Genomic DNA, 12643 nt, shown 5'->3' with positions numbered 1-12643 from the left:
AGATCGGCACGGCCACCACCCGGGCGGCCCGGGCTGCCGTCCCCTCCTCCCGTCAGCCCTCGTCGGACGGGACGGGAAGGCCGCCGGCCTCCCTGCCCGCCCCGGTCCCGGACGCGGCCCCGGGCCCCGAGGAGGTCCCCGGCGCCGCCGGGGCCGGGACGGCCGGCTCGGGGAGGGCGCGGAACAGCAGCCAGTTGACGGCCGGGAAGAGGACCAGCGGAGCCAGCGCCGTACGCAGCGACGTGGCGTCCGCCAGGCTGCCGATGAGCGGACTGGCCAGACCGCCGATGCTGACGGTGAGACCGAGGGTGATCCCGCTCGCCGTGCCGATACGGGACGGCAGGTAGTCCTGGGCGAGGGTGACCTGCAACGAGAAGGGCACGTACAGGCCGACGGAGGCCAGGGCCACGAACAGCAGGAGCGCCGGCCCGGGCACGGTCAGCAGGCCGGCGACCGCGACCGCCGTGGCCAGGTAGGACCAGCGGGAGACGGCCACCCGGCCCCAGCGCCGCGCCAGCATGCCGCCCAGCACGGAGCCGACCGCGCCGCCGAGGTAGAGGACGAAGAGCGCCACCGTACCCGCCGTCGCACCGCCCCCCAGGCGCTCCTGCGCGAAGAGCGAGAGGAACGTCGAGAGGCCGACGAAGACGACGGACCGGCAGACCACCGCCAGCGACAGCTTCACGAAGGACGACCGGTCGTCCCCCTCGCCCGCCTTCCTGACGGACCGGCCGCCCCCGGTCGCCCGCAGGGACCGCAGGACGGGCAGGCACACCACGGCGCCCAGCAGGGCAGGCGCCGCCAGCAGCGGGGACAGGCGCAGGCCACCCGTGGCGACGACGGCGGAGACCAGGAGAGGGGCCAGCGCGAAACCGAGGTTGCCGCCGAGGGAGAACCAACTCATCGCGGTGTGGCTGCCTCCGGCGGCCAGCCGGGCGACCCGGGCCGACTCGGGGTGGTACGCCGCCACCCCGAGCCCCGAGGCGGCCACGAAGGCCAGCGTGAGCGCGTAGGAACCGCTGACCCCGCTCAGGGCGATTCCCACCCCGCAGGCGAGCGTGCTCACCGGAAGCAACCAGGGCAGCGCCAGACGGTCGGTCAGCAGGCCGAACAGGGGCTGGGCCACCGAGGACAGCAGGGAGGCCGCGAGGACGACACCGGACACCGCCGCATAGCCGTAAGAGCGCTCCGCGACGAAGAACGGGACCAGCGCGGCCACCGAACCCTGGTAGACGTCCACGCACGCATGCCCGACCGACAACAGAAGAATCGACTTGTCTGCTCGCACGCCCTCATCCTCGGCGCTCCGCACGGTGTCGGACTTCCACTAACCTGCCATCTGATGACGGAGATCCGCCACCTGCCCGTGGCCCCGACCCGGGCCGGCAGCCTCGGCTCGGGTGCACAGATCGACGCCCACCGCCACGACGACCACCAGATCGTCTACGCGGCACGGGGCGTCCTGACGGTGACGACCGGCACGGGCACCTGGGTGGCACCGGCCGACCGCGCCATCTGGGTGCCCGCCGGCACCGTCCACGCCCACCAGGCGCACGGCGAGACGCAGTTGCACCTGGTCGGGCTGGTGGCGGAGATCAACCCGCTCCACCTGGACGAGCCCGCCGTGCTCGCCGTCGCGCCGCTGCTGCGCGAACTCATCCTCGCCTACACCCGCCCACCGCTCGACGAACGCCCCGAGCGCCGCCGCCTGCGCGCCGTACTGCTCGACCAGCTGAAGGCCTCGCCGCAGCAGCCCCTGCACCTGCCCACCCCCACCTCCGCGACGCTGCGCAGGGTCTGCTCCCTGCTGCGCGCCGACCCGGCGGACAACCGCACGCTGGCCGCCCTGGGCAGGGAGGTAGGCGCCAGCGACCGGACGCTCTCCCGCCTCTTCCGGTCCGACCTGGGCATGACCTTCCCGCAGTGGCGCACGCAGCTGCGCCTGCACCACGCCCTGCTGCTGCTCGCGGAGCACACCCCGGTGACCGTCGTCGCCCACCGCTGCGGGTGGTCGTCCACCAGCGCTTTCATCGACGTCTTCCGCCGCGTCCTCGGCCACACACCCGGAACGCACCGGAGCCGGAGGCAGACCGAGGAAGCGGGGCAGGCCGCAGGCGGACCCGTGGCTTCGTGAGGGGCCGTGGGCCCGGAGGCCCGCCCGCCGGCGCGAGCACCCTCAGGCGCTGCCGGCGGCGTCGGCGTCGGTGTCCGGGAGCAGGGCGAAGACCTGGTCCAGACCCACCACGCTCAGCACCCGCAGGGTGCCGGCCGGCACCGAGGCCAGCGCGATCTCGGCGCCGGCCGTCTGGGCGTGCTGGCGGGCGGCCAGCAGGGCGGCGATGCCGCTGGAGTCGCAGAACTCCATGCCCGCGAGGTCCAGCGTGAGGCGCTGCCCCGGACGCAGGGTGAGCAGTTCGACCTCCTGGCGCAGGCCGGCAGCGTGCTCGTAGTCGAGTTCGCCGACCACTGCCAGCACGGGGCCGGTGGGGGCGCTGCGGGAGGTGATTCTCAGTGGGCTCATGCTGCTTCGTCGGTCGCCGGAGGGGTGTGGGGGCCGTCGTGCGGCACACCGAGTGCCAGCAGGGCGGTGTCGTCGTTGAGGCCCTCACCGAAGCTGTCGAGCAGGCCGCTGAGCGCGTTGACCAGTTTCTGCGGGGGAGCGGGGGCGAGGGCGGCGGCGAAGTCCCGCAGCGCCTCGTCGCCGTAGAGGGAGTCCCGGCCGGGGCCGGTGCGGGCCTCGGTGAGACCGTCGGTGTACAGCAGGAGGGTGTCGCCCGGAGCCAGCTCGGTGGTGGCCGTGGTGAACCGGGAGTCGGGCAGGATGCCGACGAGCATCCCGCCCGGAGTCGGCAGGAAGTCGGCACGGCCGTCGGCCCGCAGGACCAGGGCCGGGGGATGCCCGCCGGAGGCCAGGCGGACGGTGGTGCGGCCGGTTTCGCCGTCCGGCTCCAGCAGACCGAAGACGGTCGTGCAGTACCGCGGGTCGCCGCCGGCGGTGTACCGCTCGTGGAGCACCGCGTTCAGCGTCGTCAGGGCGGTGACGGGTTCGGCGTCGTGCAGTGCGGCGGCGCGCAGGGCGTACCGGGTCAGAGAGGTCAGAGCCGCGGCCCGGGGGCCCTTCCCGCACACGTCCCCGAGGAAGAACGCCCAGCGTGTGTTGTCGATCGGGAACAGGTCGTAGAAGTCGCCGCCGAGCCGGTCCGGGGACGCGGTGTGGTAGTAGGCGGCCGTCTCCAGCCCTGGAACGGCCGGCAGCGAGGTGGGCAGCAGGGACTGCTGGAGCGTGGCGAGCGCCTCGGTCAGCCGGGCCCGGTCGGCCTCGGCCTGCCGGCGGGCCTGCTCGGCCTCCTCCCGTGCCTCTTCCGCCTCCCGGCGCGCCCGGTCCGCCTCCTGCCGGCGGCGCAGCAGCTCCTCCTCGTAGGCGCGGCGGTCGGCGGCGTCGAAGACGGTGGTCCGGATGAGCTGGGGCTCGCGCCCACTGCCGTACTTCAGGGCGGAGGAGACCAGCACCGGCAGGCGCCTGCCTCCGGCCGCCTTCATCTCCAGCGCGATGCCCTTGATCTCCCCCTGCATCCGCAGCAGTGGGGCGAAGTGCGTCTCGTGGTACAGCTTTCCGCCGACGGTGAGCAGGTCGGTGAAGCGCATCCGGCCCACCACGGTCTCCCGCGGGAGGCCGATCCAGTCGAGCAGCGTCTGGTTGATCTTGGCGATGGTGCCGTCCATCAACGTGGACAGGTAACCGCAGGGCGCCGACTCGTACAGTTCCTCGGCGCTGTCCTCCAGCAGCGCGGTGAACGCCGCGTCGGTGCCCTGCTCGTCGCCGCCCGCCCCGGGTGAGGGGGGTGGGTGCTCCGGGCGGCAGTTCACGCGGTCACGGAGCCGAGGAAGTCGAGGATCGCCTCGGCGGTGGCCTCGGGGGCGCTGAGCTGCGGGCAGTGTCCGGTGGCGTCCAGGGTGACGAGCCGGGAGCCGGGGATCGCGGCGTGCACGTGCGCACCGACCTCCCGGGGCGCGATGACGTCCTGCAGGCACTCCAGCACCAGTGTGGGGACGCTCACACCGGGAAGGTCCCGGCGGCTGTCGGACAGGAACGTGGTGCGGGCGAAGACGCGCGCGATGTCGGGGTCGGTGGCGCAGAAGCTGTTGGTCAGCTCCTGCCCGAGCTCGGGCCGCTCGGGGTTGCCCATGATGACCGGGGCCATCGCCGAGGACCAGCCCAGGTAGTTCGACTCCAGCGAGGCGAGCAGCTCGTCGATGTCCTCGGCGCTGAACCCGCCGCGGTACCCCTCGTCGTCGATGTAGCGGGGGGAGGGACCGACCATCACCAGCGAGCCGATGCGCTCCGGTGCGGCCTGGGCGGCCAGTACGCCCACCATGGCGCTCACCGAGTGCCCCACGAACGCCACCTGCCGCAGGTCCAGCTCCTCGCAGACCTCGACGACGTCGCGCGCGTAGCCGTCCAACGAGGAGTAGCGTTCCTCACTCCAGGCCGACAGGTCCGAACCGCCGGAACCGACGTAGTCGAACAGCACCACGCGGTAGCGGTCCGCGAGAGCAGGGACGACCAGTCGCCACATGTTCTGGTCGCAGCCGAACCCATGGGCCAGCACCACCACGGGCCCGTCCTCGGCTCCCGTGACAGTCACGTTGTTCCTGCTCCGAATGTCCATGGAGCCCATCCTTGCACGCGGCTGCAACCGCCCGGCCCGGCCGTCCGCACCGGAAGGCAGGCCGGGCGCCTGCCCCACCGCCCGGGCCCGGCAGAGCCCGCCGGGCCCGGGCCTCCCGAGGCAGCCCGGCGGCACGCCGTCAACGCGGTGGTGACAGGGCCCCCGATCTGACGTCCCTGGTCACCCGGCCAGGGCGAAGGCCCGGCGCTGCTCGGGGCCGTTGACGAGTGCCACGACGCCGAGCAGGACGACGCCGCACACCCCCTGCTCGATCCGCAGCCACAGGGGAAGGAAGTGCGGGAGGGCAACGACGACGGCGATGGCGACCACCATCACCGCGGAGATCACCCGCAGGCGGCGGTAGGCGCTGCGGGACCCGCGTGCGGCGCGCGACGCACAGAGGTGGGTCACCAGGGCACTGACGGCGACGATCGCCGTCCGCACCCACACGGCGTCGTCGACGGCGGCGGCGTCGTGACGGAGAAGGAAGACGGCCCCGAGGGTGAGCACGCTCAGGGACAGGTAGCCCGCGGCGAGAAGTCGCGTGCCGCGCAGCGCGGTTCCGGGGCCGACCCGGCCCGGGCCGCCGTCGGCGGGGGAGGCGGGTGGTGGTGTCGTCATGGGTCCTCTGCCTTCGTGGTGGGTGACCGGTAGGGGTGGTGCGTGGCGGCCGGGTCGCCGGAGCGGCGCCCGCCGCAGGCCGGACCCCATGGTCCCGCCGTCCCGGGGCGCCCGACGTCGCCCGGTAAGAGGAGAACCGGCGCCGACGAATACCGGGGGGACCTCGGTGGTGCCCGTAGGGGCCGGTGCAGGACACGGTCTTGCGCCGCCTGTCGGCCGCCGGCGCCCGGCACCCCGGGGCGGGCACCGAACGCCGCGTCGCCCTCCGGGACTTCGCCGCTTCGTGGTACCCGTGCCGCACCTGCCCGTCACTCGATAGGCTCATCCGACCAGGCGGGACGTCAGGGGGAGGACGCGTGGCCGAGCACGAAGTTCTGATCACCGGTGCCGGTGTGGTGGGGGCTCGCGCCGCCTACCACCTCACCGCTCCGGGGCACGAGCAGGTGACGGTGCGCGACTCGCGGCCCCGGGCGGCGCTGCCGGGATCGACCGGGCCGGCCCCCGGCTTCGTCGGCCGGCAGGCCGCCCACCTGCTGACGGGGAGCGGTGCCCTGCTCGTCGCCCCGCGGCGGCCGGCGCCCGACCGGTTCGCCATGTGGAGCGCCGCCCGCATCCGGGACACCGCACCCGGCCGGTACCAGGGCATCCACGACGCGCACTGACGCGCACGAAGACCGGCGTGGCGCCGGGCGGGCCATGCAGGCCGGCCGGCGCCGGGCGAGGCCGGTCTTCCCCTTCCCTGTCACACCGCTGTGACGGGGAACGCACCAGTCCGCCATCCCTCGTCCCTACCGTGGAAAGACAGCCCGCACACCCGGCGGCCCACACGGACAGGGAAGGCGGCTCACGGCTGTTTCCTGTCCGACGGCCCTACGGGCCCTCTTCCACGGAGTCGCGATGTCATCGAACACCCCCCGCCGCCTGGCCGTGTGTGCCGCGCTCGGCGCAACGGTCCTCACCGGAGCAGTCCTCTTCCCCGCCACCGCCCTCGCCGACGCCGGTGCCCGGGGCCACCAGGTCGCCTCGCACGTCTCACCGGACGTGAACGGGCAGACCCCCCTCACGCCCGCCCGGGGCGGCGTCGCGGTCACGACGGCGGTGAGAACCGCCCCGGCACACGGCGCGGACACCACGGCAGACACGGGCACCACGGCAGACACGGGCCCCGGCCGGGACGAGGCCCACTCCGCCACCACCTGAGACGCCGCTGCCGGCAGCGGGAAGGACGCCACCGCCCGGCCTGCCGGCCACCAGAGGACGAAGCCACCCCGGACTACGCCTGATCACCGGCGGGAGGACCGCGCCGACGGCGGCCCCTCCCACTGCGTCATCGTCTTCGCCGGCCTGCTACCGCAGCAGGCCGGCGAGAGGGCGCCGCGGCCGGCTCACACGCCCGGCTCGGCGCCGGCCGGCGCCGCGGCCAGGGGTGGCCCGGCCGGTGCGGAGGCCGCGGAGCGGCGGGCGCGGGCACTCTTGAGCAGCACGACGGTGAGCGCGGTCAGCAGCACCCCCGCGGCCACCGCCACCAGGTACAACAGGGGCCGGCCGATGAGCGGGACGACGAAGACACCGCCGTGCGGGGCCCGCAGCGTGCAGCCGAAGAGCATCGACAGGCCGCCGGTCACGGCCCCGCCCGCCATCGCGGAGGGGATCACGCGCAACGGGTCCCCGGCCGCGAAGGGGATCGCCCCCTCGGTGATGAAGGAGGCGCCCAGTACCCAGGCCGCCTTGCCGTTCTCCCGCTCGGCCCTGGTGAACAGGCGGCCGCGGACCACCGTGGCCAGCGCCATGCCCAGCGGCGGCACCATGCCTGCCGCCATCACCGCCGCCATCACCCGCAGGCTGCCGCCGTCGGGATGGGCCAGGCCGCCCACCGCGAAGGCGTAGGCCACCTTGTTCAGCGGTCCGCCGAGGTCGAAGCACATCATCAGGCCCAGGACGACGCCCAGGATGACGGCGTTGCTGCCCGAGAGGCCGGCGAGCCAGTGCGTGAGGGCGGACTGCAGCGAGGCGACGGGCTTGCCGACCACCAGGAACATCAGGAAGCCCACCACCGCGGAGCCGAACAGCGGCAGGACCACCACCGGCATGATCCCGCGGAGCACGGCGGGGACGTCCAGACGTTGCACGGCGCTCACCACCGCCCCCGCCAGGAGTCCGGCCACCAGGCCGCCGAGGAACCCGGCGTCGACGGTCAGGGCCACCGCCCCGCCGACGAACCCCGGCACGAGCCCCGGGCGGTCGGCCATGCCGTAGGCGATGAAACCGGCGAGGACCGGCACGAGGAAGGAGAACGCGACGTTGCCGACCTGGAAGAGGAGCGCCGCCCAGCTGGAGGAGTCCGCCCAGACGAAGTGCTCGGCCACCGAGGGGGCCTTGTCGATCCGGTAACCGCCGATGGCGAAGGCGAGCGCGATCAGCAGACCACCCGCGGCCACGAACGGCACCATGTAGCTGACGCCGGTCATCAGCCACTTCCGCAGCCGCGTGCCGTACCCGTCCCCCGCCTCGCCACCGCGCTCCACGGGCGGGACGGCGGCGGGGGCGGCCTCGCCCCGGGCCGCCTTGGCACGGACCTCGGCGAGCAGTTCGGCGGGCCGGCTGACGGCGGCCTTCACCCCGACGTCGACGGTCGGCTTCCCCGCGAACCGCCCGCGTTCCCGCACCTCCACGTCGTGCGCGAGGACCACGCCCTCGGCCTCGGCGATGACCGCGGGGTCGAGGCGGGTGAAGCCGGCGGAGCCCTGTGTCTCGACCACCACGTGCAGACCGGCCTCCCGTCCGGCCTTCTCCAGGGCCTCGGCGGCCATGTAGGTGTGGGCGATGCCCGTGGGGCACGAGGTCACGGCCACGATGGTGACGGGCCGGTCGGCGGAGCCCGCACCGGGCCCCGCCGCGGACTGCTCGGACTGCTCAGGCTGCTCGGACTGCTCGGACTGTGCGGGGGGCTGTGGGGCCGCGGGCCCGGCGGGCACGTCCGCGGAGCGGGCGGCCTCCTCCGGGGCCGGGGGGCCGGCGGCCTCGTCGGCCTCCGCCCGGCCGGGCTGCGCCGGTGCCGGCTCCTCGCCGCTGATGAGTGCGGCGGCCACCGCCGGGTCCTGGGCGGACCGCAGGGCCTCGGTGAAGGACTCGTCCAGCAGACGGCGGGCCAGGGCGGAGAGGATGCTGAGGTGGTCGGCGTCACCGCCGGTCGGTGCCGCGATGAGGAACACCAGGTCCGCCGGCCCGTCCACCGCGCCGAAGTCGATGCCGTGCCGGCTGCGGCCGAAGGCCAGGGTGGGGACGGCGACGTGCTCACTGCGGCAGTGGGGGATGCCGATGCCGCCCTCCAGCCCGGTCGGCATCTGTGCCTCGCGGGCGGCGACGTCGGCCAGGAAACCGTCCAGGTCGGTGACGCGTCCCGCCTCGACCAGGCGCTGCGCCAGGGACCGTACGGCGGCCTCCCGGGTGTCCGCGGACAGGTCCAGGTCGACCAGTGCGGTGGGTATCAGCTCACTCATCGCGGGCTCCTTTGCTCGCGTGGCCGCCCGCCGAGCGGACGGGGCAGGGGTGGGGGAGTGGTGGGGTCAGGGGCGCGGGTCTGCGGTCTGCGTGAGCCTGCGGTCGCCGGGGACGTCCTCGGTGAGGCGCACGGCCGCCGGGACCAGGTCCGCGGGGGCCGGCATCACGCTTCCGGGCAGTTGCACGGCCGCGGCGCCGTAGGCCACCGCGTGTGCCAGGGCGCGCGGGCCCGTCCCGCCGGCCAGCAGGAAGCCTGCCAGGGAGGCGTCGCCCGCGCCCACGTCGCTGCGCACGGCCTGGACGGGGGCCTCGGCGTGGTAGGTGCCGGACTCCTCGACGAGGAGTTGCCCGTCGCCTCCCAGGGAGGCGAGAACCGCCCGGGCGCCGGCGTCACGCAGTTCCCGGGCCGCCTTCACCACATCGCCGAAGGAGGCCAGTGGACGGTCCACGGCCTGTGCCAGCTCCCAGGCATTGGGCTTGACGACGTCCGGGTTGGCGGCCAGGGCCGCGGTCAGGGACGGGCCGGAGGCATCCAGCGCGATCCGGGCGCCGGCATGCCGGGCGCGGGCCACGGCCTCGGCGTACCACCGGGGGCCGAGGCCGCGCGGCAGGCTCCCGCAGCAGGCGATCCACTCCGCCTCGGCGGAGCGCCGCCGCACCGTCTCCAGCAGCGCCTCGGACTCGGCGTCGGAGAGCAGTGGTCCGGCCGCGTTGACCTTCGTCAGGACGCCGTTCCCCTCGACCAGGGAGACGTTGGACCGGGTCGGCCCGGAGACGGGAACCCCGGCGACCTCGATGCCCTGGGCCGCCAGCAGGTCGGCGAGCGCATTCCCGGCCGCGCCGCCCAGCGGCAGGACCGCGACGGTACGGTGCCCGGCTGCCGCAAGGGCCCGGGAGACGTTGACGCCCTTCCCGCCGGGATCGGTCTGCTCGCCCGAGGCCCGCAGAACCTCCCCTCTGACCAGCCGCGGGACCTCGTAGGTACGGTCCAGGCTCGGGTTGGGCGTGACGGTGAGGATCACGCGCACACCACCTCCGTCCCCGCTTCCTCGATGGCGCGGACGGCGGCCGGGTCCAGCCCGGTGTCGGTGACCAGCACGTCCACCTCGCGCAGCAGGCCGAAGCGCGCCAGGTGGACCTGGTCGAACTTGGTGGAGTCGGCCAGCAGCACCACCCGCCGCGCAGCGGCGACCACCGCCCGCTTGACCGCGGCCTCCGCCAGGTCCGGGGTGGTGAGCCCGCCAGCGAGCGCGAAACCGTTGGTGGCGAGGAAGGCGACATCGGCATGGAGCTCGCCGTAGGACCGCAGGGCCCAGTCGTCGACGGCCGCGCGGGTGCGGTTCCTGATGCGGCCCCCCACCAACTGGAGGGTGAGCCCGGGATGGTCGGCGAGCCGGGACGCCACCGGAAGACCGTGGGTCACGACGGTGAGCTCCCGGTCCAGCGGGAACAGGTCGGCCAGCCGAGCCGTCGTCGTCCCGGCGTCCAGGATCACGCTGCCGGCGGCCGGGAGTTCGGCGAGCGCGGCCCGGGCGATGCGCTCCTTCTCGTCAGCCGCGAGGGAGTCGCGCTCGGCGACGTCCGCCTCGAAGTCCAGCCGGCCGGCCGGGATGGCGCCACCGTGCACCCGGCGCAGCAGACCCGCCCGGTCCAGTGCCTTCAGGTCGCGCCGCACGGTTTCGGCGGTGACGCGGAACCTGTCGGCCAGCACCGGGACCTGGACCCGTCCGGTCTCGTGCGCGAGCCGCAGTATCTCCTGCTGTCGCTCGGGTCCGTACATGTGGTTTTACTTCCGATCGCTGTCCGAACGTGTGGGGGTGCGGCGAACAGTACGGGCGAGAAGCGGGAAAGTAAACACATGCGGGCACCCGCTCGGATCGGCGAGGCGCAGCGGACCGTCGGCTCCCCGGTGGACACGGGGGTCGTGGGCGGCCCGCGGCGGAACCGGCGGGAGCAGGCCCCGCTCCTGTGCCGACGCCGTGGGACGGGACCTGCTCACCCCGCCCACCGGGGCTGCTGCGCTCGGGCCGGTGCACGGTGGCGGCAACGTGCCCGGCCGCCGCGCGACTCCCGGCCGGTCGTACGGGCATACGCAGATGAGTACGGGTACTCAGGCGGCTGCCACCCCTGCCGCGGCAGCATCGGGAGCACGCACCATCTTCAGGAGGACCGACATGCGCAGTTCACGGCGTTCCCCCGGCCAGGCGTTCCGCCACTACCTGTTCAACCCGGTGGCCCTGGGCTACCTCACGGTCGTCGCCGCCGTCGTGGTCTGGGTCGGCATCGACCTGCTGTTCGTCGACCACCAGGACGCCAGCTTCTCCGGTGTCTGGGCCTTCCTGGTCACGGCCCCGACCTCGCTGCTCTTCGTGATGCTGCCCGGCCTGCTGGCCTGGGTCGGCGTCGTCGTCGGGGCGCTCGTCCAGGCAGCCGTGCTCGGGGTCGTCTACCGCTGGTTCACCGACCGCTCCCACCACCACCCCCACACCAGCAAGGCGTGAGCACGCCGCCGCTCACCCCTCGCTGCCCCGTCCGCTCGCGGAGACCGGCTCTCCCCGGCAGGACGCGCCGGGAAGCATCCGGGGCCCGGCCGGGTCCGGCGCGGGTCGCGGCCGGTCTGCCTCCCCGTTCCGGCTACAGGACCGTCCGCACCGACTCCGGCGTGCGGGCGACCACCGCGGTTCCGTCGTCCGCGGTGATGATCGGCCGCTGGATCAGGACGGGATGCGCGACAAGTGCCTCGATCCACCGGGAACGGTGTGCCTCCTCCCGGGGCCAGGACGCCATGTCCAGATCGGTCGCAGCCTGCTCACCGGTGCGGGTGATGTCCCACGGCTCCAGCTCCAACCGGCGCAGCACCTCTTCGAGTTCCGCCGCGGTGGGTGGCTCCTGCAGGTAGTACCGGACGGTGTAGTCGGCGGCCTCCGCGTCCAGCAGGGAGAGTGCCGACCGGCACTTGGAGCAGTCGGGGTTGATCCAGATTTCCATGTTCTCGTCCCTCGCGCAGGGTCTGTCGGGCCTTGGGCGCTGCCCGCCGTGCCCTCGTAACGGCAGGCCGGGCAGGGCGCCGACAGCCTAACCACGCCGTGCCGCCGAGCCCCGGCCGCAGACCTGCCGTCCCTGTCGCCCTCCGACCGGCGGTCCCCTCGGGACCCGGCTGCCGGCGCAGCATCAACTCTGGCAGAAGTAACCGTTTTTGCCGCCCTCGATGCGGACGAGTCGAAGGTCGCGGAAACGCCGTGGATATCAGTTCGATGGGGGCGCGTCCGTGGATATTATCGGTGCCTCTTGTGCACAAGGGGTGAGAACACCTCACCCGCCGCATGCCCCTGGAGGCACTCACCGATGAGACCGACCCGCGCCGCGCTGCTCGTTGCCGCTACCGCTCTGGCGCCCGCCCTCCTCTTCACCGCCCCGGCGCTCGCCGCCGCTCCGACGGCCCCGGCCACCACCACCGCCACGGCCACCTCCGACAAGCCGGTGGACGAGATGACCGAGGCCGAACTGCGCGCCGCGATAGCCGACATCCTCGCGGACAACCAGGGCAAGGCTGTGGTGCGCGAGGGCAACGAGGCCCTCGACGGCACCGTGGAGGACATGCGGGCGTTTCTGGAGACCGGTTACCGGATGGCGCAGTTCGAGGACGACCGGGTGGCGATCACCACCCTTCTCTTCAAGGCGACGAAGGACGGTGACAAGGCCGTCATCAAGGGCTGCAACGAGGCTCTGGACGCCGACTCCCCGGAGGCGGCCCGCGCGTTTCTGGAGACCGGTTACCGGATGGCGCAGTTCGAGGACGACCGGGTGGCGATCACCACCCTTCTCTTCAAGGCGACGAAGGACGGTGACAA

14 protein-coding genes are annotated in these 12643 nt (G+C 73.9%); 5 read left to right on the top strand and 9 right to left on the bottom strand.

The window, feature by feature from the left end:
- Nucleotides 1-52: 52 nt before the first annotated feature.
- Nucleotides 53-1288, bottom strand: coding sequence for an MFS transporter (locus ACFV3R_RS23090; protein WP_385586196.1), 1236 nt, complete (start codon nt 1286-1288; stop codon nt 53-55).
- A gap of 54 nt (nt 1289-1342) precedes the next feature.
- Between ACFV3R_RS23090 and ACFV3R_RS23085 the strand changes: the two genes are divergently transcribed.
- The gene (locus ACFV3R_RS23085) at nt 1343-2134 is read left to right on the top strand and encodes an AraC family transcriptional regulator (protein ID WP_385586193.1); all 792 of its coding nucleotides are present in this window, start codon (nt 1343-1345) and stop codon (nt 2132-2134) included.
- Nucleotides 2135-2176: 42 nt separating this feature from the next.
- Here the strand turns inward: ACFV3R_RS23085 and ACFV3R_RS23080 are convergent, their stop codons facing one another.
- From ACFV3R_RS23080 to ACFV3R_RS23065, 4 genes are all read right to left on the bottom strand, one after another.
- Nucleotides 2177-2521 (bottom strand): STAS domain-containing protein, encoded by a 345-nt coding sequence (locus ACFV3R_RS23080; RefSeq protein WP_385586190.1) that lies wholly within the window; start codon nt 2519-2521, stop codon nt 2177-2179.
- The gene (locus ACFV3R_RS23075) at nt 2518-3867 is read right to left on the bottom strand and encodes a PP2C family protein-serine/threonine phosphatase (RefSeq protein WP_385586187.1); all 1350 of its coding nucleotides are present in this window, start codon (nt 3865-3867) and stop codon (nt 2518-2520) included. The genes ACFV3R_RS23080 and ACFV3R_RS23075 overlap by 4 nt, the downstream gene beginning before the upstream one ends.
- Entirely contained in the window at nt 3864-4670 is an 807-nt protein-coding gene (locus ACFV3R_RS23070) for an alpha/beta fold hydrolase (RefSeq protein WP_385586184.1), read from the bottom strand. Before ACFV3R_RS23070 ends, ACFV3R_RS23075 begins: the two co-directional genes overlap by 4 nt.
- Nucleotides 4671-4850: 180 nt before the next feature.
- Nucleotides 4851-5291 (bottom strand): hypothetical protein, encoded by a 441-nt coding sequence (locus tag ACFV3R_RS23065; protein WP_385586181.1) that lies wholly within the window; start codon nt 5289-5291, stop codon nt 4851-4853.
- A 356-nt stretch (nt 5292-5647) separates the two neighbouring features.
- Here ACFV3R_RS23065 and ACFV3R_RS23060 point away from each other — a divergent pair, with 356 nt between their 5' ends.
- Nucleotides 5648-5953: an FAD-dependent oxidoreductase gene (locus tag ACFV3R_RS23060; RefSeq protein ID WP_385586179.1), complete on the top strand. Its 306-nt coding sequence runs from the start codon at nt 5648-5650 to the stop codon at nt 5951-5953.
- Between the two features lie 235 nt (nt 5954-6188).
- Nucleotides 6189-6491: a hypothetical protein gene (locus ACFV3R_RS23055; RefSeq protein ID WP_385586177.1), complete on the top strand. Its 303-nt coding sequence runs from the start codon at nt 6189-6191 to the stop codon at nt 6489-6491.
- 185 nt (nt 6492-6676) lie between these two features.
- Here the strand turns inward: ACFV3R_RS23055 and ACFV3R_RS23050 are convergent, their stop codons facing one another.
- From ACFV3R_RS23050 to ACFV3R_RS23040, 3 genes are all read right to left on the bottom strand, one after another.
- The gene (locus ACFV3R_RS23050) at nt 6677-8791 is read right to left on the bottom strand and encodes a fructose-specific PTS transporter subunit EIIC (RefSeq protein ID WP_385586174.1); all 2115 of its coding nucleotides are present in this window, start codon (nt 8789-8791) and stop codon (nt 6677-6679) included.
- Between the two features lie 66 nt (nt 8792-8857).
- Entirely contained in the window at nt 8858-9814 is a 957-nt protein-coding gene (gene pfkB / locus ACFV3R_RS23045; protein ID WP_385586171.1) for a 1-phosphofructokinase, read from the bottom strand.
- Nucleotides 9811-10572, bottom strand: coding sequence for a DeoR/GlpR family DNA-binding transcription regulator (locus ACFV3R_RS23040; RefSeq protein ID WP_385586168.1), 762 nt, complete (start codon nt 10570-10572; stop codon nt 9811-9813). Before ACFV3R_RS23040 ends, pfkB begins: the two co-directional genes overlap by 4 nt.
- A gap of 394 nt (nt 10573-10966) precedes the next feature.
- Between ACFV3R_RS23040 and ACFV3R_RS23035 the strand changes: the two genes are divergently transcribed.
- Nucleotides 10967-11293 carry an SCO4225 family membrane protein gene (locus tag ACFV3R_RS23035; RefSeq protein WP_385586165.1) on the top strand — a complete coding sequence of 109 codons (327 nt, stop codon included), beginning with the start codon at nt 10967-10969 and terminating at the stop codon, nt 11291-11293.
- 133 nt (nt 11294-11426) lie between these two features.
- Here ACFV3R_RS23035 and ACFV3R_RS23030 read toward each other — a convergent pair whose 3' ends face one another.
- Nucleotides 11427-11780 (bottom strand): ArsC/Spx/MgsR family protein, encoded by a 354-nt coding sequence (locus ACFV3R_RS23030; RefSeq protein ID WP_385586162.1) that lies wholly within the window; start codon nt 11778-11780, stop codon nt 11427-11429.
- A 357-nt stretch (nt 11781-12137) separates the two neighbouring features.
- Here ACFV3R_RS23030 and ACFV3R_RS23025 point away from each other — a divergent pair.
- On the top strand, nt 12138-12643 hold a 506-nt coding region (locus ACFV3R_RS23025), incomplete at its 3' end, for an ALF repeat-containing protein (protein WP_385586159.1).

It is taken from the genome of Streptomyces sp. NPDC059740, assembly GCF_042733155.1.
In the GTDB taxonomy this organism is placed as follows: domain Bacteria; phylum Actinomycetota; class Actinomycetes; order Streptomycetales; family Streptomycetaceae; genus Streptomyces.
This window is presented reverse-complemented; position numbering and strand designations above follow the sequence as displayed.